Annotated in this window: 20 protein-coding genes and 1 pseudogene; 1 reads left to right on the forward strand and 20 read right to left on the reverse strand. The window is 41.5% G+C overall.

Going from position 1 to position 24,267, the window contains the following annotated elements; translation table 11 throughout:
• Nucleotides 1-3 precede the first annotated feature (3 nt).
• From rnr to DW005_RS02590, 16 genes are all read right to left on the reverse strand, one after another.
• Nucleotides 4-2,157 carry a ribonuclease R gene (rnr, locus tag DW005_RS02515; RefSeq protein WP_117478027.1) on the reverse strand — a complete coding sequence of 718 codons (2,154 nt, stop codon included), beginning with the start codon at nucleotides 2,155-2,157 and terminating at the stop codon, nucleotides 4-6.
• Nucleotides 2,158-2,270: 113 nt separating this feature from the next.
• The gene (secG, locus tag DW005_RS02520) at nucleotides 2,271-2,513 is read right to left on the reverse strand and encodes a preprotein translocase subunit SecG (RefSeq protein WP_117478028.1); all 243 of its coding nucleotides are present in this window, start codon (nucleotides 2,511-2,513) and stop codon (nucleotides 2,271-2,273) included.
• A 3-nt stretch (nucleotides 2,514-2,516) separates the two neighbouring features.
• Nucleotides 2,517-3,770, reverse strand: coding sequence for a cell division protein FtsZ (gene ftsZ / locus DW005_RS02525; RefSeq protein WP_242989340.1), 1,254 nt, complete (start codon nucleotides 3,768-3,770; stop codon nucleotides 2,517-2,519).
• A 114-nt stretch (nucleotides 3,771-3,884) separates the two neighbouring features.
• The gene (locus tag DW005_RS02530) at nucleotides 3,885-4,607 is read right to left on the reverse strand and encodes a cell division protein FtsQ/DivIB (RefSeq protein WP_117478029.1); all 723 of its coding nucleotides are present in this window, start codon (nucleotides 4,605-4,607) and stop codon (nucleotides 3,885-3,887) included.
• Nucleotides 4,608-4,622: 15 nt separating this feature from the next.
• Nucleotides 4,623-5,873, reverse strand: coding sequence for a UDP-N-acetylglucosamine 1-carboxyvinyltransferase (murA, locus tag DW005_RS02535; RefSeq protein WP_117478030.1), 1,251 nt, complete (start codon nucleotides 5,871-5,873; stop codon nucleotides 4,623-4,625).
• Nucleotides 5,874-5,924: 51 nt separating this feature from the next.
• Entirely contained in the window at nucleotides 5,925-7,061 is a 1,137-nt protein-coding gene (locus DW005_RS02540) for a putative peptidoglycan glycosyltransferase FtsW (protein ID WP_242989341.1), read from the reverse strand.
• Between the two features lie 21 nt (nucleotides 7,062-7,082).
• Nucleotides 7,083-8,420 carry a UDP-N-acetylmuramoyl-L-alanine--D-glutamate ligase gene (gene murD / locus DW005_RS02545; RefSeq protein ID WP_347461360.1) on the reverse strand — a complete coding sequence of 446 codons (1,338 nt, stop codon included), beginning with the start codon at nucleotides 8,418-8,420 and terminating at the stop codon, nucleotides 7,083-7,085.
• A 15-nt stretch (nucleotides 8,421-8,435) separates the two neighbouring features.
• Entirely contained in the window at nucleotides 8,436-9,404 is a 969-nt protein-coding gene (mraY, locus tag DW005_RS02550; RefSeq protein WP_117478032.1) for a phospho-N-acetylmuramoyl-pentapeptide-transferase, read from the reverse strand.
• Nucleotides 9,405-9,497: 93 nt separating this feature from the next.
• Nucleotides 9,498-11,216, reverse strand: a complete 1,719-nt coding sequence (locus tag DW005_RS02555; RefSeq protein WP_117478033.1) for a penicillin-binding transpeptidase domain-containing protein — start codon at nucleotides 11,214-11,216, stop codon at nucleotides 9,498-9,500.
• Between the two features lie 71 nt (nucleotides 11,217-11,287).
• On the reverse strand, nucleotides 11,288-13,150 hold the full coding sequence (locus tag DW005_RS02560; RefSeq protein ID WP_117478034.1) for a penicillin-binding transpeptidase domain-containing protein: 1,863 nt from the start codon (nucleotides 13,148-13,150) through the stop codon (nucleotides 11,288-11,290).
• A gap of 34 nt (nucleotides 13,151-13,184) precedes the next feature.
• Nucleotides 13,185-13,640 carry a hypothetical protein gene (locus DW005_RS02565; protein ID WP_117478035.1) on the reverse strand — a complete coding sequence of 152 codons (456 nt, stop codon included), beginning with the start codon at nucleotides 13,638-13,640 and terminating at the stop codon, nucleotides 13,185-13,187.
• Nucleotides 13,641-13,651: 11 nt separating this feature from the next.
• Nucleotides 13,652-14,593: a 16S rRNA (cytosine(1402)-N(4))-methyltransferase RsmH gene (gene rsmH, locus DW005_RS02570; protein WP_117478036.1), complete on the reverse strand. Its 942-nt coding sequence runs from the start codon at nucleotides 14,591-14,593 to the stop codon at nucleotides 13,652-13,654.
• A 23-nt stretch (nucleotides 14,594-14,616) separates the two neighbouring features.
• A complete protein-coding gene (gene mraZ / locus DW005_RS02575) occupies nucleotides 14,617-15,045 on the reverse strand; it encodes a division/cell wall cluster transcriptional repressor MraZ (RefSeq protein ID WP_117478037.1) in 429 nt (142 codons plus the stop codon).
• A gap of 227 nt (nucleotides 15,046-15,272) precedes the next feature.
• Nucleotides 15,273-16,142: a prolipoprotein diacylglyceryl transferase gene (gene lgt, locus DW005_RS02580; RefSeq protein WP_117478038.1), complete on the reverse strand. Its 870-nt coding sequence runs from the start codon at nucleotides 16,140-16,142 to the stop codon at nucleotides 15,273-15,275.
• A 33-nt stretch (nucleotides 16,143-16,175) separates the two neighbouring features.
• Nucleotides 16,176-17,273 carry a redox-regulated ATPase YchF gene (ychF, locus tag DW005_RS02585; protein ID WP_117478039.1) on the reverse strand — a complete coding sequence of 366 codons (1,098 nt, stop codon included), beginning with the start codon at nucleotides 17,271-17,273 and terminating at the stop codon, nucleotides 16,176-16,178.
• Between the two features lie 155 nt (nucleotides 17,274-17,428).
• Nucleotides 17,429-17,887 carry a YaiI/YqxD family protein gene (locus DW005_RS02590; RefSeq protein WP_117478040.1) on the reverse strand — a complete coding sequence of 153 codons (459 nt, stop codon included), beginning with the start codon at nucleotides 17,885-17,887 and terminating at the stop codon, nucleotides 17,429-17,431.
• Between the two features lie 497 nt (nucleotides 17,888-18,384).
• On the opposite strand from DW005_RS02590, the pseudogene DW005_RS02600 reads away from it, so the two are divergent.
• Nucleotides 18,385-18,471: pseudogene (locus tag DW005_RS02600) on the forward strand (antitoxin PHD); the annotation flags it as partial.
• Between the two features lie 84 nt (nucleotides 18,472-18,555).
• Here DW005_RS02600 and DW005_RS02605 read toward each other — a convergent pair.
• The 4 genes from DW005_RS02605 to DW005_RS02620 all read right to left on the reverse strand — a co-directional run bounded on the left by DW005_RS02605 (nucleotide 18,556) and on the right by DW005_RS02620 (nucleotide 24,149).
• Nucleotides 18,556-20,646, reverse strand: coding sequence for a heavy metal translocating P-type ATPase (locus DW005_RS02605; RefSeq protein ID WP_117478041.1), 2,091 nt, complete (start codon nucleotides 20,644-20,646; stop codon nucleotides 18,556-18,558).
• Nucleotides 20,647-20,712: 66 nt separating this feature from the next.
• Entirely contained in the window at nucleotides 20,713-20,991 is a 279-nt protein-coding gene (locus DW005_RS02610; protein WP_117478042.1) for a DUF6110 family protein, read from the reverse strand.
• Nucleotides 20,992-21,106: 115 nt separating this feature from the next.
• Nucleotides 21,107-23,419: an ABC transporter permease gene (locus tag DW005_RS02615; protein ID WP_117478043.1), complete on the reverse strand. Its 2,313-nt coding sequence runs from the start codon at nucleotides 23,417-23,419 to the stop codon at nucleotides 21,107-21,109.
• Between the two features lie 13 nt (nucleotides 23,420-23,432).
• Entirely contained in the window at nucleotides 23,433-24,149 is a 717-nt protein-coding gene (locus DW005_RS02620) for an ABC transporter ATP-binding protein (protein ID WP_117478109.1), read from the reverse strand.
• Nucleotides 24,150-24,267 lie beyond the last annotated feature (118 nt).

Here is a 24,267-nt window from a genome sequence, read left to right on the forward strand (position 1 = left end):
CCTTTATTCACTGTCTTTTGGCGAATTATCGGCAATCGCAAAATCAATCGTTCTGGTCAGCCGGTCCGCTCCAATCACACGAATCTTTACGGTTTGCCCCATACTATATTCTTTTCCGGAATAATGCCCAATCACGCGGTACTTTTCCTCCTGATATTCATACTGGTCATCATCCATATCCGCAAGGCGAATCATTCCTTCGACTGTGTTGTCAAGTTCTACATAAATTCCCCACGACGTGACACCACTGATAATTCCCTCATACATTTCTCCGATATGAGCCTGCATATATTCTACCTTTTTCATTTTATCCACTTCACGCTCTGCCTCATCAGCAAGACGCTCACGGTCGCTGCATCGCTTTGCAACTCCCGGCAAAATGGATTCATAATGGGCAATTCTCTTTGGGGAATGTCCATACCGCAGATTCTCTTTAATAATTCGATGAATCTGCAAATCCGGATAACGGCGGATTGGTGAAGTAAAGTGACAGTAATACTGAGTCGCCAGACCAAAATGTCCGGTGTTTACCGTTGTATATTGTGCCCGCTTCATCGCACGCAAAGTCAGACGGCTCAAAAAAGCCTCTTCCTTTGTTCCTTCGATTTCCTCAATTAATTTTTGAATTTCCCGCGGATGAATCTCTCCCTGGCTCAGTTTGATATGATGTCCAAAGCCAGCCGTCATGCGTGCTAAATCCTGAATCTTCTCCGCATCCGGATATTCATGTGTACGATATAAAAACGGAATGTCCATCCAGAAATATTCTTCTGCCACAACCTGATTTGCCGCCAGCATAAATTCTTCAATTATTTTGGTTGCAATATTTCTATCGTATGGCTCAATAGCAATCGGATGCCCTTTGTCATCTAATTTTATTTTACACTCCGGAAAGTCAAAGTCAATGGAACCTTTCTTTTTTCTCTTTTTGCGAAGAATCAAAGCCAGTTCTTTCATTGCCTCAAACATCGGCACAAGTTTCTCGTACCGCTCGCAGGTTTCTTTTTTATGATTGGTAACGATGTCATTCACATCCGTATAACTCATCCGCTCATTCACACGAATCACCGTCTCTGCAATACGATGGGATTTCACCTGTCCCTTTTTATCAATTGTCATCATACAGCTTAACGCCAGACGATCAACACCCGCATTTAACGAGCAGATTCCGTTACTAAGTGCAAACGGAAGCATTGGTATTACGCGGTCGACTAAATAAACACTTGTCCCACGATTGAGTGCTTCTTTATCAAGCGGCGAATGTTCCGTGACATAATGGGATACATCCGCAATGTGAACACCAAGTTCATACTCGCCCTCTGCTGTCTTATTTAGTGTAATCGCATCATCCAAATCTTTGGCGTCTTCCCCGTCAATGGTGACAGTGTCCTGATTTCTTAAATCCACACGTCCACCAACCTCTGACGGCTCCACGACAAGCGGAACTTTTGCCACCTGTGTCATCACCTCATCTGGAAACGAATCCGGCAGTCCAAACCCTTTCACAATCGACATAATATCTACGCCCGGATCGCTTGGACGACCTAATATCTGTGTCACATAACCTTCCGGACTTTTTTTGTCATCTCCGTAATCCGTAATTTCCACAACTACTTTATGCCCATTTTCCGCCTCTAAAGTTGCTCCCTTTGGAATATAAATATCCTGATTCCATTTCAAATTATCCGGCAGGACAAATGTGATTTTCCCTTTTCTCTGAAACGTTCCAACAACTGTATGAATGGCACGTTTCACAATTTGAATTACTTCACCTTCCGGCCGTCTTCCCGACATCCCGGCACTCTTTTTCAAAAGAACTTTTACTAAATCACCATGAAAGGCATGGTTGCAATAAGATTCCGGAATAAAAATATCCTCTTTCTGTCCTTCCACTCTTACAAAACCAAATCCTTTCTGGGTTGCCATAAATTCTCCAACAACAATATTTTCCTCCGGTAGTCCGACAAGCCCCCTGCGGTTTATCGCAATTTTTCCTTTTGCAATAAGGCGGTCAAGAACCTCATGAAATTCTCCTCTCTGTTTCTTCGGAACATTCATAAGTGCTGCCATTTCTTTTATTTTCATCGGACGGTAATGTTCATCTTCCACAAAAGATAAAATCATGTGTTCCCGCTCGTGCATTCTTTCTTCCTGCATTTTATTTCTCCTCATATCTCTATTTCCAAAGATAAAACAAAACACCTCCTCAAACTGCTGTGAGGAAGTGTCTTACTTTGTTATCGTATGCCTGATTCACAAACAAATCTTTTTTAGTCTAACCATGAAGTACAAAGAACTACCGATAATACAACAAATAATATGGCAAGTACTCTGGTGATTTTAACAAGCATTCCCTCCTGGGAACGACCCTTGTTTTTTGACCAATAACTGTCTGCAGCACCGCTCAAAGCGCCAAGACCTGATGTTTTACCTTCCTGCATTAATACTACAATTACGAGTGCAATACAAATAATGATATATGCTACTGTCGCAATCATCTTCAATGTTGACATTTTTTAGTCCTCCTGTTTCTTATTGGTAAGGAATGTAGGAATCTTAATATCATCCATTCCTTGTTTGTCATTTGACATTGGATTTGCAATTCCACGGCTCACTACCGGCATCTCTTCTTTTACCGCCTGACGTTCTGTGGCTCTTGTCGGAGAAACTCCGGAAACCGGGCTTTTCTTTGCCTGACTGTTAAATCCATCTAAAAAACTCAAACCACTTTTCTGCGGAGTCGTTTGACGATTTTTCAAAAAACTTGGTGTACCGGATGCACCAAAATTGGAACTGAAAGCGGAAGCAGGTTTTGATTCCTGATCAAGTCCGGTTGCAATTACTGTAATCATAACAGAATCCGAACTTGTCTCATCGTACATGGCACCGAAAATAATTGTTGCATCTTCTCCTGCCAGTTCCTGAACATAAGTAGCAGCCTCATTGGCTTCAATCAGACTAACCTCACCGGACACATTGATAATAACATGTGTTGCGCCGTCAATGGATGTCTCCAGAAGCGGACTGGTGATTGCCTGTTTCACAGCATCGATGCACTTCTCATCGCCTTTACCTTCACCGATACCAATATGTGCAATTCCTTTATCTTTCATTACTGTTACAACATCAGCAAAGTCAAGATTAATCAGTGCCGGTGTGTTAATCAAATCGGTAATACCCTGAACACCCTGCTGTAATACTTCATCTGCTTTCTTCAATGCCTCCGGCATCGTCGTTCTGCGGTCGCAGATTGCAAGCAGTTTATCGTTTGGAATTACAATCAGTGTATCCACGCACTCTTTGAGTTTCTCAATTCCACCGAGTGCATTTTTCATACGTATTTTACCTTCAAAATTAAATGGCTTTGTGACGATACCTACCGTCAATTTACCCATATCTTTTGCAATTTTAGCAACAACAGGTGCTGCACCGGTTCCGGTTCCACCACCCATACCGCAAGTAACAAATACCATATCGGCATCTTTTACAATCTCAGCTAATTCATCACGGCTCTCTTCTGCAGCCTTCTCACCGATTTCAGGCTTTGCTCCGGCACCGAGTCCCTTTGTCAGTTTTTCCCCAATCTGCATACAAATCGGTGCCTTGCAGCGTTTCAAAACCTGCTTGTCCGTGTTAATACATACAAACTCGACACCTTTGATGCCCTCATCTATCATTCGATTCACGGCATTATTCCCAGCTCCACCAACACCAATTACAAGTAGATTCGCTGTTTCATTCTCTGCCTCACTCGTCATAATCTCTAACACAACAGTTCCTCCTTCTATATTCAATAGAAATCATTATGCACAGTCACATATAATTATATAATACGTTTTTTTGCATGAATAATCAAGTACAAATTTACAAAAATAGCAACTTATTCATTTTTTTGGCTGTTTTAAAATGACATCACCGCCAACTTTATAATTTCTCAAATCAATTTCGCCGGTCTGTCCGTTTTTCTCAACCTTGGCAAGCACGCTCGACAGCGCAGAAATTTCTTCATCATAATTCTCTTTTTTACCAAGAGACACCTGAATTTCACCGGCGTACAGATAAGCTTCGTTCTTACTGTCAAATATAACTTTATCCCAGTTCACATTATAGTGCTTAAAAAGATTTGCCAAATTTAAAATCTGGCTCAAAAGGGAATCATCTTCCATCTGCACTTTTGAATATAACGTAAAAGTCGTCAGATTCTTCGTCTCAAACAAAGGGATCCCCTTTACGGCTTTGTCCGAGCTTTGCAGTACAATACCATCTTTATCAAAGTAAATATACTGGTTCGAATACGCAATTCCTGCCACAATGCTTTTCTCATACAGTTTAATATGAATCTCATTCGTAGACGGATAATTCACTTCATATTCACGTACAAATGGCAAATCCGGAGTTAACGATAACTTCTGCATAAGCCAAAACGTTAAAATATTTTTTTCAAATATATTTGACTGGAATTTTTCTTCCATTTCACGGCTGCTGTAATAGGTATTTCCCTCAATCGATACTTTTTTCACACGAAAGAAAAAAGCACAGAATAAGAGTATCACAACAACCGCTCCGATTACCCACAGTCCTTTATGACTTTTCCTTTGTTCTTCCATTAAAGCCATCCTTTCTCACAAACATTTTTTTGCCCGGATTCCAATCTCACTGACACGGGAAACTAAATTTTCATAACCGCGCTCAATCAGATTTTCCTGCTCAATCCGGGTTTTTCCATCTGCCATTGCTGCCGCAACCACAAGTCCCGCTCCGCTTCGCAAATCCCATGCTACGACATTTGCCCCGTGAAGCTTTGTCACGCCAATAATTCTTGCTCGGTTACTTACAAAATCAATGTTAGCCCCCATTTTATGAAGCTGCCCAATCAGACGGAAACGGTTTTCAAACACTTTTTCCTCTATCGTACTTACCCCGTTTGCTTTTGCCAAAACCGGAAGAAGCAATGACTGGTCATCCGTAGGAAATGCAGGATATGGTCCGGTAGCAACGTAAGAAATAGCTTTTGCCGGTCTTTTTTTCTCTAACCGGACATAGTGCTTTTCTCTTGTCTCCTCGCCACCCAGACAATGCCAGATTTCTCTTTCCTTTTCGCCAAACAAATCCTCAGACCTTAAGGTAAGACTGCCGCCGCAGCCCGCCACCAGCATAGCAAAGGTAAAAAACACAATCCGGTCGCCGCACACAGTCCACGGAACACCACAAAGTTTCTTCTGTCCCACAATTCGGATTCGTCTGGTTCCCTCGCCAAAAATCTTTGCTCCTGCCACTTTTAAAAAGCGGCACAGTTCTACAATTTCCGGCTCACACGCTGCATTCTCGATGATCGTCTCTCCCTCTGCCAGAGAAGCTGCTAAAATCACATTTTCCGTTGCCCCTACACTTGGAAACGGGAGAACAATATCCGCACCATGCAGTGGTTCAATACACCGGCATATCATTTTATCTTCCTCTTCCACAATCTCAACCCCCATTTTCTGAAAGGCGTAAATGTGAAAATCAATCGGACGCTTTCCAATCGAACAGCCTCCCGGATAAGAAATTGTCACCTCACCAAATTTTGCAAGACATGCCCCCATTAACAAGACAGAAGCTCGCAGTTCTTTTACGGCATCCTGACAAATCACCGTCTTGTCGAACGTATGCGAATCAATCATCACCTGGTGTCCTTCAACCAAAACGCTGCCCCCTAATTCTTCCACTAGAGACAGCATCACTTCTACATCATGAATTTGGGGACAATTTGTGAGCATCGTCTGTTCACCGCATAAAAGCGCAGCCGCAATCAGCGGCAGGGCTGCATTTTTACTACCCTGTACCACGCTTTCTCCATGTACGCATTGTCCGCCCCATATTTCAATCGCCATAAAGTCACCACATCAATACGTTCTCAAACTTATTGTATGCCTGCTCGTGCCTTACGTGCTTTTACATTTTGTGGAAATTCCGAGAACCAGGCCCATTTCCGCCATCAAAATCATGACTGATGTACCACCATAACTAATAAACGGAAGCGGAATTCCGGTTGATGGCATAGAGTTCGTAACAACGGCAATATTAATGACAACCTGGGCCGCAATGTGAATCATGACGCCGGTGCAGATAAGACCGGAGAACAAATCCGGTGATGTCATGGCAGAATTCAAAATACGCCACATCATAATGACAAACATCATGATGACAATTCCGGCACCAATCATGCCAAGTTCCTCACATATAATAGAAAAAATCATATCGTTATGCGATTCCGGAATAAATCCGAGTTTCTGCATACTTTCACCAAGTCCGGTTCCAAATAAACCGCCGGAAGCAATGGCGTATAATCCCTGTAAAATCTGATATCCTTTTTCGGTTCCCTCTACATTCCGCCACACTTCAATACGGTCAGAACGGAATCCCGCACCAAAGGATATATAAATCGCCACCAATGCAGCAGCGGCAAGAAACACACCGACATACCACCATTTTTTCTTTGCTGAAACAAAGCACATGCCAAACCAGATAATAAAAATGACAATCGCGGTACTTAAATTTTCCATGGCTACTAAAACCGCTAAAAATCCAATCGGAAGAAACACTCTTATAATTCCAATCGGTTTACTCATATCCTGCGGTCTCTTTTGAATTAAATAAGCTGTTATCAGAATAACAACGATTTTAGTTATCTCGGATGGCTGAATGGAAATCGGTCCGATAAACAGCCATCGTTTCGCACCATTTAATTCCGCTCCCACAAACAATACTGCCAATTGAAGGACAACGGCAATCAGATACAAAAAAGTCACAAACCGCATCCGCAGTAAAGGCAGTCGTTTCGTAAACAGCCGGTAATCAAATTTCGCAACAATTAACATCGCCACGACACCGACAATAACACCAACCGCCTGTTTTTTAAGAAAATAAGCAGAATCCCCATATTTTACCTGCGACGTATAGGAACTGGCACTGTAAATCATCAGCATACCAAATCCAACCAGACACAGCGTAATCAACAGCAGACTGTAATCAAATGAACTCTGTTCTGTTTTGCCGGCTCTTGCCCTTTTCTTATTCACAGCAGTCCCTCCTGACTCCCTTTATAAATTTCGAACATACTCTTTAAACAAAGTTCCTCTCTGCTCGTACGAATCAAACATATCCCAGCTCGCACAAGCCGGAGATAACAGCACCGCATCACCTTCGGATGCAAGTTCTGCACCACGTGATACCGCCTCCTGCAAAGATTCGACAAACTCGTAATCGGTAAATCCAAGTTTCTCAGCAGTCTTTGCAATTTTATCTTTGGTTTCACCCATAAGCAAAAGTTTTTTTACTCTGCCGCCAAAACTTTGAATCCACTCATCGAATTCGCCGCCTTTATCATAGCCGCCGCCAATCAGGACCGTCGGTTTGCTCATCGACTGAATTCCCTTAATCGCAGCATCCGGATTCGTTCCTTTCGAATCGTTATAATAATCAACACCTCTTACCGTTTTGACAAATTCAACACGGTGCTCCACCGCCTGAAATTTCTTTACAACAGAAAGAATCGTATCCATCGGAACGCCTAATTTTCTTGTAATTAAAATAGCCGCCATAATATTTTCGCAATTGTGGTCACCCGGCAGATTGCACTCCGACATATTCATCAGAACCTCACCTGTTTTGGCGTCCACAATATCTTTATTGTCATTCTGGTACAAACCATTTGCAATCTTTTGTTTACTGCTAAAGAATGTCACTTCACAAGGCATTTCTTTCGCACTGTCACGTAAAACGTCATCCTCATAATTAAGTACACACAAATCCTCTTTTGTCTGATTTTTCGTAATGGATAATTTTACCCGTATGTACTCTTCCATTGTTTTATGCCGGTTTAAGTGGTCCGGTGTAATATTCAAAACCGCACTCACAACCGGATGGAACGTATCAATCGTCTCCAACTGGAAACTACTGATTTCTGCCACCGTAACCGAATCGGCAGCGCTTTTCTCCACTTCTTTCGTATACGGATTACCAATATTTCCGACAACAAAAACTTTTTCTTTGTAAGCTTTCATAATCTCACCAACAAGCGTTGTTGTCGTTGTTTTACCATTTGTTCCGGTAATTCCTGCCACAACTCCTTTTTCACAGAGAAAAGCAAGTTCAATCTCACCAATGATTGGAATGTTTAATTCACGCAGTTCACTTGCCAAATCAATATCCAACGGAACACCCGGACTAAACACCGCACAGGCAAAACCGGCAAGTTCCTCTTTTGTCATTTTGCCAAGAAAAACCGGTGCGTCATAACCGGACACATCCAAATCTTTTTTTCCGTCAAACAAACTGACCTTAGCGCCCATATTTTTCAGCAGTTCATATGCTGCCATGCCACTTTTTCCTAGTCCGGCAACTAATACTTTTTGATTCTCTAAATCCATTTTATTCATCCCTTCTCCGGTAAATTACAATGCCATAATACCAACCAGACATAATAATGCTGTAACAATACTAAATGCTGCTACAACCTGTGTCTCTGAATAACCGCACAACTCAAAATGATGATGAATTGGCGCCATTTTGAAAATTCTCTTTCCGTGAGTCAGTTTAAAATAACCAACCTGCAAAATAACAGAAAGGACTTCTACCAGATAAATCAAGCCGATAATCACAATAAATAACGGCATATGAAGCATCAGCGCAATGGAGGACACAAAACCACCAAGGGCTAACGAACCGGTATCACCCATGAAAACTCTCGCGGGATATGTGTTAAACAGTAAAAATCCCAAAAGACTTCCTACCACGGCTCCTGTAATCGGTGTCATTGATGGATTCAGACTCAGTGCAGCAATCGTAAAGAATGTTGCTACAATTACGGTTACACCGGATGCCAGACCATCTAAGCCATCGGTAAAGTTTACACCATTTACCGTACCAAGTACGACAATAAAAACAAAAATGATAAACAGCCATGTTGGCATAACGAATCCATCTCCGCTTACAAACGGAATTTTAATGGATGTATTCAAACCGGCAATTTTGAAGTAATAGTAAATAAATACACCGGTCACAACAAACTGCAATGCCATCTTCTGCAAAGGAGTCAACCCAAGCGAACGTTTTTTTACCACCTTGATGTAGTCATCCAGAAAACCAATCAGACCAAAACCAAGTGTCATAAATAAAACGGGAAGAATTTCCGTGAATTTGCCAATATAAATTAAGGAGGTCAGCAAAATACTTGCCAAAATCACAAGACCACCCATTGTCGGTGTTCCATTCTTTTTCAAATGAGACTGTGGTCCTTCTTCACGCTCGGTCTGTCCAAACTTTAATTTCCTCAGAAAAGGAATCAAAATCGGGCAAAATACCACGCTGATTAAAAAAGAAATTATAACCGGCATAAACACACTAAGACTTAGATTATTCATTCATATCCACCTCTTCTTATCTTATTAAGTACGTCAACGCACGTGTCTATTTTATACCATTACGAGCCTTACCGCAAGCACTTATTCAGCAAATCAGTTTTTGCATAAATAAGGGAGAATGTTTTCAAACAGCGCAGCAATTGCCGGTGCTGCCACAGTACCTCCATAGTATAGGCCCTGCGGTTCATCAATCCGCACAAGTGCAATAACTTTTGGATTCTCGACCGGAGCAAAACCAATGGTTGACGCAATATATTTTCCATTACCGCGCGGAAGTTTCTCACTTGTTCCGGTTTTTGCGCCAACGGAAAATCCTCTCACAGAAGCCTTATGTCCGGTTCCTTCTGAAACAACCTTGCCAAGTGCCATCCGAATCAAATCCGAAGTTTCCTTTGACACAACACGTTCTTTCTTTCCATATGAAAAATGTTTCATAAGACTGCCATCGGCACTAACTGCGCTGACACCGAAATGCGGTGTAATGGAATACCCTCCGTTTATCATGGAACCTGCAAGGCTTACAAGTCTGATCGGTGAGAGCTGGAAGGACTGCCCAAAAGACATCGTTGCCAGTTCAACTGCTCCAACATTTTTCTCTTTATGTATAATGGTCGACGCCTCCCCCGGCACATCAATCCCCGTCCGATTCATCAATCCAAAATCTGACATCTTGCGGAAAAAGTCAGATACACCGACTCTTGCGCCCACTTCAATGAAAACCGGATTGCATGAATTCATAATGCCATCTAAAAATGTCTCACTGCCGTGTCCTCCTTTTTTATGACAGCGTATCCGTCTGTCCTCCACTATTTTATAACCAGGACAGTGAAAACGGTCCGTCATCTTCACAACACCTTTTTCGAGTGCTGCCGCCGTTGTCAGTATCTTAAATGTGGAACCTGGTTCATAAGTATCCGACACACAAGGGTTCCGCCACATAGCATTTCTCTTTTCACTCTTTTCCTTTGCCGACATTTTACTCAAATCTCCGGAAATCCGGTATGGATCATTTAAGTTAAATTCCGGTGCCGATGCCATCGCATAAATCTCTCCATTCTGAGGATTCATAACAATAATATCCACGCTTTTCGCCTGTTTCTTTTTCAGCAGATAATTGGCTAACTGGTCCGTGTATTCCATCACCGGTAAATCAAGACTGGTATTTAATGTCCAGCCTGCCACCGGCTCAATGCGGTCTTCGGCTCCATTTTCAATTTCCGTACCATAAGCGGTCGTCATTGTCAAAATCGAGCCATCCAATCCTTTTAAATATTTTTCATAAGATACTTCCAAACCGATAATTCCCTGATTATCACCGCCGGTAAAACCAAGCACCTTTGATGCCAGCGAGTCATAGCGGTACTCTCTTTTATAGTCCTCATCGACGGTAACACCCGCCAATTTGTAATTTCGTATCCGATCCGAAGTTTCCTTATCCACGTTCGATTTAATTTTTTCACGCAAAGAAACCTTCTCCACTTTTTTCCGGACCTCTTTCTCGTCTAACATCAATTCCTTCGACAAAAGGGTTATCACCCGTTCCGGCTCCTTCATCTGACTGTGGATTACGGATATAGTCGATACGGACCGATTTGCCGCTAATACATTGCCGTGACAGTCCTTGATTTCTCCTCGTTCCGCCTTAATCTTTCGCTCACGCTCATGAAGTTCCTTCGCCTGTACTCCATAATAATCCGCTTTTCCTATCATGAGATAAAAAAGCCTGCCAAGCAGTGTTAAAAGTACAAGCACAAAGAGAAAAAATACCAACCCCATTGACTGACGTTGGTATGTTCGATGTCGGTTTTCCATAAACAAGCTCCCGATTTTCTCATTATTACAGTGTATTGTATGGAGAGCTCAGATATGCCCCTTCATCATTCCTATTCTTGTTTCGCATCCTGCTTTGTTTGAGACGAAGAAGCATATTGTCCCAAAAACGGAAGAACACGTTTCATCACCTTCGACGAAAATTCGGTCGCATAGGTAGAGTGCGCCTGGTCTTTTACATGCGGCTCATCAATAATCACATAATAAGCCACTTCCGGGTCTTCTGCCGGCTCACAGCCAATGAAGGAAACTAAGTATTTCTTTGCCGATACCGGTCGTTTTTCCGCCGTACCGGTCTTTCCACCAATAGAATACCCCTTTACCTGTGCCGGTGCCGCGGTTCCTGCTTCTACCGTTGATTTTAAGTAGCTTCTTAATTTCGAACTGGTATCCTCACTCGTTGTTCGTTTCACAACAACCGGATCAATCGTTTTTACCACATCACCGTTACTGTTCTGAATTTCTTTTACCAAATGCGGCTGATAATAATTTCCGCCATTAATCAAGGATGAAAAACCACTGAGCATCTGAACCATCGTAACCGTCTGCGTCTGTCCAAAACTACTTGTCGCTAATTCTACCGGATTCAATTCTTCTTTCGTGTGAATCAAACCGGAGGTCTCGCCCGGCAGATCTACACCGGTACGCTGTCCAAATCCATACAATTTGTTATACTTACTAAATTTATTTCTTCCTAATCCAAGTCCGATATCCATAAGTGCTGCATTGCAGGATTCCATGAGAGCATGACGCAAATCAAGCATACCATGTCCACTACGATTACTACAATGAATTTCTCTGTCTGCCACTTTCTTTACACCGTTACACTGAAATGTGGATTTTCCGGAAATAATATTTTCATCTAACGCCGCAGCAATGGTAAACGGCTTAAATGTAGAACCCGGCTCATAGGCAGAGCCAACGCAGAAATTCGACCACATGGACAAAAGGTTCTCGTTTTTCTCTTTGTCTGTCATCGCTGCAATCTTCTGTTCCGAATACATGGACGCCAGATTCTGCGGGTCATTCAAATCAAATGTGGAGTTGGATGCCATAGCAAGAATTTCTCCATTTTTCGGATTCATGACCATCATCGCAATCGTCTTGGCACCGGTTCCGTTCTTTTGAAAATCCGCAATTTCATCCTCTATGATTTTCTGCACATTGGCATCAATCGTGAGAACAACCGAATTGCCGTCTTTTGCTTCTTTAATGGTTCGCTGTAAATTCATATTGGAATCAAAATAACCATACTCTCTTCCTGTCGTTCCATTCAAAACGGAATTGTACTGTTCTTCCACACCGTAAGTTCCCTGATTATTTGAATTCATAAAACCAATAATACTTGCACCAACGGTTTTCAGCGGATAATTTCTTTTGTACACTTCCTCAAACCAAACGCCCTCTAAACGTTCTTTTTTTATCTGCTTTTTGAACTTGTCCACCTTTTTTGCAGGCAGTTCCTTTAAACCATCAATATGCTCGTACATCGAGTTTGGCTTTTTCTGAATTACTTCTTCCACAACAGACGATGCCACGCCAAATGTTTTTGCAATTGCATCTACCGTTGCCTGTTTTTTCTTTTCATCTTTGCCAAGTGTCCGTGGCTCTAACACCAAATCATATTTGCGCACGCTGACTGCCAATGTAGTATTGTTACGGTCCTTAACATCACCGCGCTGGTAATTCAACACCGTATTTGTATATGACTGCTGCGAAAGTGCCTCTTTGCGGTAACGGTCTCCATCCTTACTGTTGATGCGGTAAATCTTAAACAACAACACCCCAAAAGTAAACAAACAAACGCAAAAGACGAGAAATACCGTAATACACATTTTTCTGCTAAAACGTTTCGGCTTTCCTCTTCTTCTGCGTCTTCGATAGGAGTATTGTCCTTGATTATACTGTGTAGCCATATCTTACTCTCCATTCCGGTTGTGCTTTTCACAATTATTCTGCCGGAATATCCCCATGAGTGCGAACCTGCGTACTCTTCCGGCTCTCATAAGTATCCATCTGGTTTTCGCTTGCTGCCACCATGCCAAGCTGTTTGGTTGCTTTATTATAAATGGCAGTCAAATCAACCGAGTCGTCCAATTCTTTCTCGGCAGTTGCATTTTTCTTTTCCATTTCAACTACTTCACTTTGCAATTTTACCACACTTTTATTCAAATAGGTAGACTGAAATTGCAAACGCAGATAAAAGATACCGGCAGCCATTACAACAAAAAAAGTAAGTGCTGTCAATAACACAGCAACTTTATCAATTTTTGCCTTCCGTTTTTGTCTTGGTCTGGAGACGGGTCTTGTCTGTCTCCTTCTCTCGTAATCATCCTCCCTGCGCGGCATTACCTCAATGTTCGGTGCCGCACTTCCATATACGTATGGCGTTCTCCGTGTTGCCATGTAACTTCCTCCTAACTTTCTATTTTTTCAAACACTCTTAATTTCGCACTTTTTGAGCGTGTATTTCGTTCTAATTCCTCTTCTGATGGAAGAATCGGTTTCCTTGTAACAACTTTTCCTTTTGGTTTCTTTCCACAGACACAAACCGGGAAATCCGGCGGGCAGGTACATGGATTTTCCTGTTTCTTAAAGCTTGTCTTTACCATGCGGTCTTCCAATGAGTGAAAGGTGATGATACTAAGTCTTCCTCCATCACAAAGCAAATCAACCATGTCGTCAAGCGCCTGTCTTAACACATCCAATTCGCGGTTGCATTCAATTCGGATTGCCTGAAAGGTTCTCTTTGCCGGATGGCTTTTTCCATTTCTTGCTTTTGCCGGCATAGAAGTGCGTATTAAATCGACTAATTCCAAGGTCGTCTCAATCGGTTTTTCTTTTCTTTGTCTGCAAATATTTCTTGCAATACTTCTTGCAAATCGTTCCTCGCCATATTCTTTAATAATGCGGAAAAGTTCGGATTCCGGGTATTCATTTACAATGTCTTTGGCAGTTACACTCTGCTCTCTATCCATCCGCATATCAAGTGGTGCATCTTCCCGATAGGAAAATCCCCTCTCGGCATTGTCTAATTGATAAGAAGAAACACCTAAGTCTAAAACAATGCCGTTTACTTTTGGTATCGACAACTCCGAAAGCACTTCTTTCATATGTACATAGTTGCTTTTTACAAAGGTAATTTTTTCTTCAAAAGGTGCCAGCCGCATGCGCGCCGCAGCAAGTGCCTCCGCATCCTGGTCGATGCAGATTAAACGCCCCTTGTCTCCTAATCGCTTTGCAATTTCATATGAATGGCCGCCGCCACCGGTTGTACCATCTACATAGATTCCATCCGGACAAATATTCAGACTGTCTATGGTTTCTTCTAACAGAACCGACACATGCTTAAATTCCATAACTGCCTCCTTGCCTGCACCGACTAAAAACTAAGGCCAAACTCTGACATATGTTCGGCAATGTCATCGATGTTGTCATAATCATCATTTTCATCCCAGCGCTCTTTACTCCAAATTTCAATTTTAGAAAGGACGCCGACAAAAACGGTTTCTTTGGCAAGTCCGGCATATTCACGTAATTTTGCCGGTATCAAAGCACGTCCCTGCTTGTCCAGTTCACATGGTGCCGCATTTGCTAAGAAATGTCTCTGAAGCATTCTGGCCTCTTTCGTGCCGGGAAGTTCTTTTAATTTTTCGATGAAACCCTCCCATTCGTTCATTGGATACGCAAACAGACAACCGTCTAATCCAAGCGTCACAACAAAAGACTCCCCTAAGTCTTCTCTTAATTTCGCCGGAATAATCACACGTCCTTTCGCGTCAAGGCCATGCTCATACGTCCCCATAAACATCGTGCTTCACCAACTTCCCATCATGGCTTTGTGAACCTGCCACATAAAGCATAAAATTTTCCACTTCGTGACACTTTACTCCACTTCTCACCACTTTTACATTAATAATACACCACTTAGTGGGAATTGGCAAGCCTAATTCCAATTTTTTTCCTGTTTGCATGCAAAAAAAGGCCCCGCTTATCTACTTTATATCGTAGACAAACAGGACCTTTTTCCTGGTTTTGTTATTTTTCTTTCTTTTTCAACCGTCTCATCCGATAAATCCAGGCAACCACGCCAGCCACTACAAGAACCGCCGAAAATACCTGTGATACAGCAATTCCGGTTGTTCCAATCTGTAACTGGTCGGTACGCAGTCCCTCAATCCATGCTCTGCCAAGACCATATCCGATGAGATAAATGAGAAAAATCTCTCCATCGAATTTCTTTTTCTTCGTATAAAGAAGCATTGCCGTCAGTACTAGCACATTCCATGCCGCTTCATACAAGAACGTCGGATGCACCTGAATATAACGAATGCCATCTTGTATGCTGATATGCTCTCTCATCGTAGAAGTAATATTTGCCGATGTGACATCACTCACCTTTAAGCGCATAGCAAACAGCGAATCCGTATATTCTCCAAATGCCTCCCGGTTCATAAAATTACCAAACCGTCCGATAATCTGTCCAAGCACCAGTCCCGGCACAGCCGTATCGGCAAATAAAAAGAAATTGTATTTTTTCTTTTTACAATAGACAATTGCAGTCAACACGGCAGCAATTACACCGCCATAAATCGCAAGTCCGCCACCTCGTGTGTTAAAAATCTGCAATAGATTGTTCTTATAGGCATCCCAGCTAAACGCTACATAATATAAGCGTGCTCCGATAATCGCAAAAATAATTCCCCAAATCGCATAATCGGAGTAAACATCCGGCTCCTGCCCGGTTCTCTTTGCCTGCCATCTCGCCAGCATAAGCCCGGCAAGCATACCACAGGCAATGATAATACCATAAAAAGCAATCGTGAATCCACCGATGGTAATTCCTTTTGGCAAATGTCCAATGGTAATTCCCAAATGTGGAAATGTAATATCTGCCCCTTGACTCATCCCAAATACCCCTCTTTCATTTTATAATCGATTTTATACATTAAAGCGGAACAATACAACATCGCCATCCTGTACAACATACTCTTTTCCTTCGGAGCGCACAAGACCTTTTTCTTTTGCTCCGTTATATCCATTGTACTCTACCAGATTATCATAACTTACCACTTCCGCACGAATGAATCCGCGTTCAAAATCCGTATGAATTTTACCTGCCGCCTGCGGGGCCTTCGTTCCTTCTGTAATCGTCCATGCACGCGTCTCATCCGGACCGGTTGTCAAAAAACTAATCAAACCAAGAATGCGGTAGCTGGCACGAATCAGTTTCTCAAGACCGGACTCAGTAAGTCCCAAATCCTCCAAAAACATCTTCTTCTCATCGTCATCCAGTTCCGCAATCTCCTGCTCAATCTGCGCACAGATAACAAACACTTCTGATTTTTCCTCTTTTGCAAACTCACGCAGCTTTGCTACCTGTTCATTGGATGCACCATCGTCTGCCAAATCATCTTCTGATACATTTGCCGCATAAATAACCGGTTTTGCTGTCAAAAGATTATATTCCTTAAACCACTCTTCTTCCTCTTCATCCAAAAGTTCAAAATTCTTTGCCAAATGTCCTTCTTCCAAAAAATCTTTCAAACGCTTCATCATTTCTACTTCTTTGGCAAGTTTCTTATCATTGTTCGCACCGCGTGCTGTCTTGGCAATACGGCGGTCTAAGATTTCAACATCCGAGAAAATAAGTTCCAGATTAATTGTCTCAATATCACGCAGCGGATCAATGCTTCCGTCTACATGAACAATATTCGTATCTTCAAAGCAGCGGACAACATGTACAATGGCATCCACCTCTCGAATATTTGACAAGAACTGGTTTCCTAATCCTTCTCCTTTGGATGCTCCTTTTACCAATCCTGCAATATCTACAAATTCAATAACTGCCGGTACAGTCTTCTTCGACTCATGCATCTTAGTCAATACATCCAGTCTTTCATCCGGCACCGGTACGACTCCGACATTCGGGTCAATGGTACAAAATGGGTAGTTTGCCGATTCTGCTCCTGCTTTTGTTAATGAATTAAATAATGTACTTTTTCCTACGTTGGGAAGCCCCACGATTCCGAGTTTCATTTTCTATCTTTCCTTTCTTGTAAACCTTGATTTCTAGCGCATTTATGCACAAATCTAATCATAGCATAAAGATGAGAAAATGTAAAATCTTATATTTTTGTTGTTATTCGTGTCTATTTGTAATTTCCTTTAGGGCAAAACAACCACTTCATTTGTTACTCACCTTTCTTCGCTTTTGCCATCAACAATAGCTTCTCAAATGACTGTGCAAACCGTTCATCATCCTCATTGGTCCGCTTTCTCGGACCACGAATGTGATTCTTATGTGAACTCCTTCTTGCCTTTTTATTCAGATGTCTCTCCATCAACATCCGGTCTATATTTTCATTTGTGTACCACTTACCGGACTGATGAATCGCATACGCTCCTTTGCCAAGTGCCATTGCCGCGACACCATAATCCTGAGATACCACAATATCTCCTTTGTGGCAAAGACTGATTAATTTATAATCTACCGCATCCGCTCCGGCTCCCACCACAATTACTTCACTGTAATCAGAATATAATATATGATTGGTATCACACAACAAAGTGACCGGAATATTATGTTCTTTTGCTGTTTTCTCTACAATTCCCACTACCGGGCATGCATCCGCATCTACAAATATCTGCATTTTCTTTTCTCCAAGTTCTTCTAAAATTGATTATGACAACATTTTCCATCTTAATCACCCCCTAATGCCCTAAATACCGCTTCCTCTGCAGTACTGTAGAACAATGGCTGTACAGCGTTCAATATATATCCGCCGGTATCATTCCAAAATCCGCTGCTGATGTGATAGGAATCAGTACCTTCTTCGCTCCACCATTGGTATTGGCAAAAGAAGAATATGTTTCCCATATACTCTCCGGGAGTCCGCCTGTTGCCAGCTTGCACTCGCGTTCGTGATCTTCTTTAAGGTTTAATTCTTCTAAAATATTTGTGAACGCTTCTTATGTCCTTTATAATTCACCGCAATTGGTCATACAAGATAAATATCTTTTCCGGACTGGACTTTGACATGGGAAATGACGCACTTGTGTATAAAACTTCGGAAACTCAAGTAGTATATCCATTGACAGCATAGCAAAACTTGTGCATAATTTTGTTATGGAGTAAGGAGGTATTTTTATGCCAACAATTAAATCAAGTGATGATTTACGGAATAATTACAATGAAATTTCTACATTTTGTCATAATTATCCTGAACCATTCTTCAACAGGGATTTTCCCTCATTTAAGGAACCTGTTTTTATGCAGGTTCCTTTTGTTCATGCCGTATAACCCCAAAGGTTATATGTCTTATTTTTCATCCTTTTCGTTAAGCAAATCCTTCATGCTCTTAACGCTGATTGCCAAGGTTGATGTATTATGTAAAAGTGCTGACGTTGCCGGCTGCATAACACCACCAATCCCGCACAAAATCAATCCGGTATTAAAGCCAACAATCTGTCGGTAATTCCCATGAATCCGCTTTACTAACGCATTGCTTAACCGTTTTAAGGTAACTAATTCTTCCAGATTGTCGCCTGCAATGGTAATATCGGCAATCTCCCGTGCCATCTCTGCACCATCACAAATTGCAATTCCGACATCTGCTGCAGAAAGTGCCGGCGAATCGTTTACACCGTCTCCAATCATGATAACTTTACGTCCAGCCTGATGTTCTTTTTCCACATATGACGCTTTGTCTTCCGGAAGTACTTCCGAATAATACTCATCAACGCCAACTTTAGCCGCAACCACTTTCGCAGTCCGCTCGCTGTCTCCTGTCATCATAACAATTTTAGAAAGCCCGCACTTGCGAAGCATGGAAACAACCCGCGGTGCCTCCTCGCGGATTGGATCCGTAATCGCAATAACAGCAGCTAAAACGCCATCAATTGCCAGATACAAATGCGAACATTCACCCGAAAGGGATTCAAACAATTCTTCCTTGCCCTGTGGAATCACACATTGTTCATCTTCAAATACAAAATGATAACTTCCGATGATTACTTTCTTGTCCTGAATCCGCGAAGAAATACCATGTGCTACGATATATTCCACTTTGGAATGATTTTCTTCGTGAACAAGTCCTTTGTCCATCGCCGCGCGTACAACAGCTTTTGCCATCGAATGAGGAAAATGTTCCTCTAAGCATGCGGCAATTCTTAAAAGTTCATCCGGTTCTTCATCACAGAACGAAATCACATCGGATACAACCGGCTGTGCTTTTGTAATCGTTCCTGTCTTATCAAACACAATTGTATCTGCCTCTGCTATTGCCTCTAAGAACTTTCCACCTTTGACGGTAATGCCATGTGACTGAGCTTCGCGCATCGCCGACAAAACAGAAATTGGCATAGATAATTTCAGCGCACAGGAAAAATCCACCATCAGTACAGAAAGTGCTTTGGTAACATTTCTCGTCAAAAGATAAACAAGACCGGTTCCTGCCAATGTGTACGGAACCAAACGGTCTGCCAGATGCTCTGCCCGGCTTTCTACCGTTGATTTTAATTTTTCCGTTTCCTCTATCATGGCAACAATTTTTTCATATTTTGTTGTGCCGGAATTCTCTTTAACCTCAATCAGAAGTTCTCCCTCTTCAAGCACCGTTCCGGCATAAACATAACCTCCCGGTTTCTTCGCAACCGGAATTGCCTCGCCGGTAAGAGAGGCCTGATTCACCATGCCCTCTCCTTCTTTGATTACACCATCAAGCGGAATGACATTTCCCATATGCACGGTCACACAATCACCTGTCTCTATCTTCGAAACATCCGTAAGAACCTCTTTGCCATCCACATTAAGCCATACTTTACTTACATTTAGTGACATTTTCTTTGCCAAATCATCTACTGACTTTTTGCGAGTCCACTCCTCCATGATTTCTCCTAAATCAAGAAGGAACATAACAGAACCTGCCGTTCCATAATCGCCTCTTACAATTGACGTTGTAATCGCGATACCATCAAGCAGCGGAACTTCAATCTTTCTCCTGCCTACACAAGACAGAGCCTTCTTAATGTAAGAAAGCGATTTTACCAAAACAAGTCCGGTTCGTATCGGAGCCGGAACAAAAAGTTTACTTCCCATACGAAGCACAACACGGTTCACTAATTTGTCCCAATATTTCCGGTTCATCGCACGGCCGGAGCGGGCAAGTGTCTCATCTTCTTCTACCTTCCGTCTATAATAGTAAGTTTGCAGATAAGAGAGAAGGAGCTGTCTTTCTCCTGCATAGGTAATTACTACATCACTTGTTCTCTCATAAACTTTAGCAGCCAAAATCATATCCTGTGCTGCCAAATCATACTCCAGTTTATCCGCCTGCAAATCCGTCATTTCATTTGTCATTACATGAATACGCATTCTGCCACGCATATTATGCAAAACTTTAAATTTCATATCTATCACCTCTCAGATATACAAAAAACACCCGTGCAAACCGACAGGTGTTTTTTGATAAGTATCTTATTCTTCTGTCTGACTTTCATCTGCATATGAAGTTTCCTGTGCTTTACGATCTTCATTAATCTGCTGTGCTTCTGCATAAATGTCACCAGCATTTTCCTGAACCGTCGTAACCGTCTTCATAACAGATTCTTTTGCACGGAGAACAGCAGCGGTACACTTTGTATATACATTCTTTGCGTCTTTGCTGGAAAGAATTTTCACTCCTGCTGTACCAAGGAGCAGACCTGCTGCAAATAATCCCGTATGTTTTCCGTTAATTTTTTTCAATAATTTCATCTTAACGACACCTCCGTTTTATCCATTTCTTGAAAAATATTATAGTCCTCTTTTCTGAAAAGTCCACCCCGTTTTTTCTTATTGATAATTTTTATCAGCACGAAAACTATTTTTATTACTCCACTCTCTTTAATGCTTCATCAAGAGGAATCTTTCGGATTCTTCTAAAGTCAAAGAGCATGACAACCAAATAGCCAACAAAAATAAACGCAAACATCTTAAAATAATCCAAAGGTCCCATAATAAAAGTGAACCATCCGCTCATGCTTTGCAGCATAACCGTCCATACACTCCGCATCACAAGGGTTCCAACCAAAACACTCAGTGCCGCACAGATGACCACAACAATCGTTGTTGCAAGAAGATATAATTTTGCAATTTCTCCATCTGTATAACCGAGAATTTTCGTCATGGATATCGCAACCTCATTTTTCTCAATGATGATTTTTGTCAACAAATAAATCAGTACGGCCGACAAAACCACACATAAGAACTGGAAGTACAGCATATAAGATCCCATCGTATGGTCAAGCTGGTTACTCATCTTCGTAATCTCTCTCTCCGTAATCACCGTTGCAATATAATCCTTTTTCACATCTTTTATTTTGGTATTTGTAAAAAATCCATCAAATGCATCCTCGTCTTTGTCAAATACCGTCCGATACTGCTCAATCGGCATAAAGACCGCAATACTCTGTGAGTGTTCAAAAAATCCTTTTACTTTGAACAAATATTTCTTTTTCTCGTATTTTGCACTGAGTGTAACCGTATCACCAACAGCTACACCATACTTATCACTAAACGGCTTGGAAATGTAAACTTCTTTCTCTTTTAAATTCTTTGCATCCGGCAGAAAAATATACTTACTCGTATCTTCTACACCGTATACAGACACTTCTTCATTCAAGGCATCCGTCTTATACAGCAGAGAATCCATACTGAATTTTTCTGCATCGGAATTTTTCGTTGTAATTTCTTTACCCGTTTCATCTTTATAACTTTTCAGTACATACTGGTAATCGGCAAACATCATATCCTTTGTATTATCTTTGTAATACTGCAGAGTAGACGGCATTCCGACTGCCATTGCTAACATAATGGAAATAAAGGCAATTCCCACAAACAATATTAAATAGTTCGGTATGTTCTGGAAAATAATACGCAGACGAAAACGACTCAAAAAGTTCCATCTCGGCAGACGCATTGCTTTCTTTCGTTTGTTCTTTTTCAAATCACAGCGTAAAAACTGCAATGGTGTATGACGCAGCATCCGTATAAGAACCAATAAATTAATAACAAACATAAGAACAACCGGAATAATCGTTGTCTTTATAAATGCATCCGGATTCCATAAAGTCACATATGTCGGCAGACTGTAGTTACTGTAATACATATAGACAATTAATTCTTTAAACACCGTGTAACCTAAAATATTACCGATAATGGCAGACACAAATGTCACAATAACAGGAGCCGCCAGATAATGTCTTACAAGTTCTCCTTTTGTGTAACCGGACGCACGAAGCGTACCAACCGTCATTGACTCTTTCTTAACCGTATTACTAATTGTCACGGCAAAAATAAAGGCAATAACCACAATGAGCACATCCAAAATCACGCCACCCATTGCTAAATCCGACCCCATATCGTCTGTTGCAAAGGTAATTGCCGGATTGGCATAAGCCGGTGTATAATCCTCCACCTGATTGCCGGAAGTAATCACCTCTTTATATAAATCATCCAGAAAATCGTCCGACATTTCTTTCTCATCCACATCATCTGCCGGTCTTTTATCATAACGCCATGCGTAGTTATAATGGCATGTACCATTTAACCGTTCCCATCCCTCTTTTGTCACCATTGCCACATCAAATGTTATGGCATCAAACATCAAATCTGTGCTTTTTTCATGCAACGTCGCATAATTGACATACGCAATCAGACCTGAAACCTCATATTTTTCACCGCCGGCGCTAATCGTATCGCCAACCTTTATTCCTGCATTGTCCGCATGCATACGGTCAATCGCAATTTCATTTTTATTTTCCGGAAGTCTTCCATCTAAAACACTTGCCAGATTGACCTCATTATTTTTTTGAAAAATGCGGATGGTTCCCTCTTTTTTTCCATCGCCATCTTTATCCTCATCTAAATTGTAATAAAAATCCTCGTATATTGTGGCAGAAAGCGAATCAAAAACTCCTTTTTTAGCCTTTTGTAAGAGTTCAAAATGTCCATCTTCGCAAATTGACTTTTTCGTATTCTCGGTTGCCGCTGTCAGCATACTCTCATTTGCCACATACATACCGGAAATAAACCCGATAACAAAAATCATAAACAGACTGACTAAGAGATATTTGCTCCAATCCCCTTTTAATTCTCTCGGCACACGTTTAATTAATGGATTTTTCGTCTTGTTTTTCTTCATTCCATTCATCCTCCTACCATTCCAAATCCATTGCCGAAATCTTCTGCTCATTGATATCATTGTGTCTTACGCTTCCATCACGCAGCTTAATCACATGGTCTGCCATATGACGGATTGCCTCATTATGAGTTACCATAATAACGGTATTTCCGTATTTTTTGTTTACATCTTCAATCAATTTCAAAATTTCTTTTGACGTGTTGTAATCAAGTGCTCCGGTTGGCTCATCGCAAAGTAAGATATCCGGATTTTTTACAATCGCACGCCCAATGGAAACTCTCTGCTGCTGACCACCGGAAAGCTGATTTGGCAGTTTATAGCGGTGCTCATACAGTCCCAGTGTATGTAAAAGATCATCAATATCCAAAGGATCATCAGACAAATAAGCTCCTACTTCAATATTCTCTTTCACATTCAGATTGGCAATCAAATTATACATCTGAAATACATATCCAAGATGTGTTCTGCGGTACCTGGTTAATTCTTTTTCCCCTAAATCCTCCAATTTATCACCATGAATTGCAATATAGCCTGAATCGGCAGAATCAATTCCCCCAATAATGTTTAACAAAGTAGACTTTCCCGAACCGGATGGTCCTAACAATACACAGAACTCCCCTTTGGCAACGGAAAAATTCATTCCACGAAGTACCTCCTGTCTGGTTTCTCCGCTTCCGAAGCCTTTCTTTAAGTCCACAATCTCCAAAAACTTACTCTCCTGATTTGACATAATTACTCCTTTCATGCAACAATCTCTTTCTCAGTTAGACACTACTAACTATTATGACATATTTTGCTATTATTGCAAGCAGGTTATTGATAACATTTATCAGCAGAAATAACAATAA

The organism is Clostridium sp. AF36-4 (assembly GCF_003435975.1).
GTDB lineage: Bacteria > Bacillota > Clostridia > Lachnospirales > Lachnospiraceae > Eubacterium_F.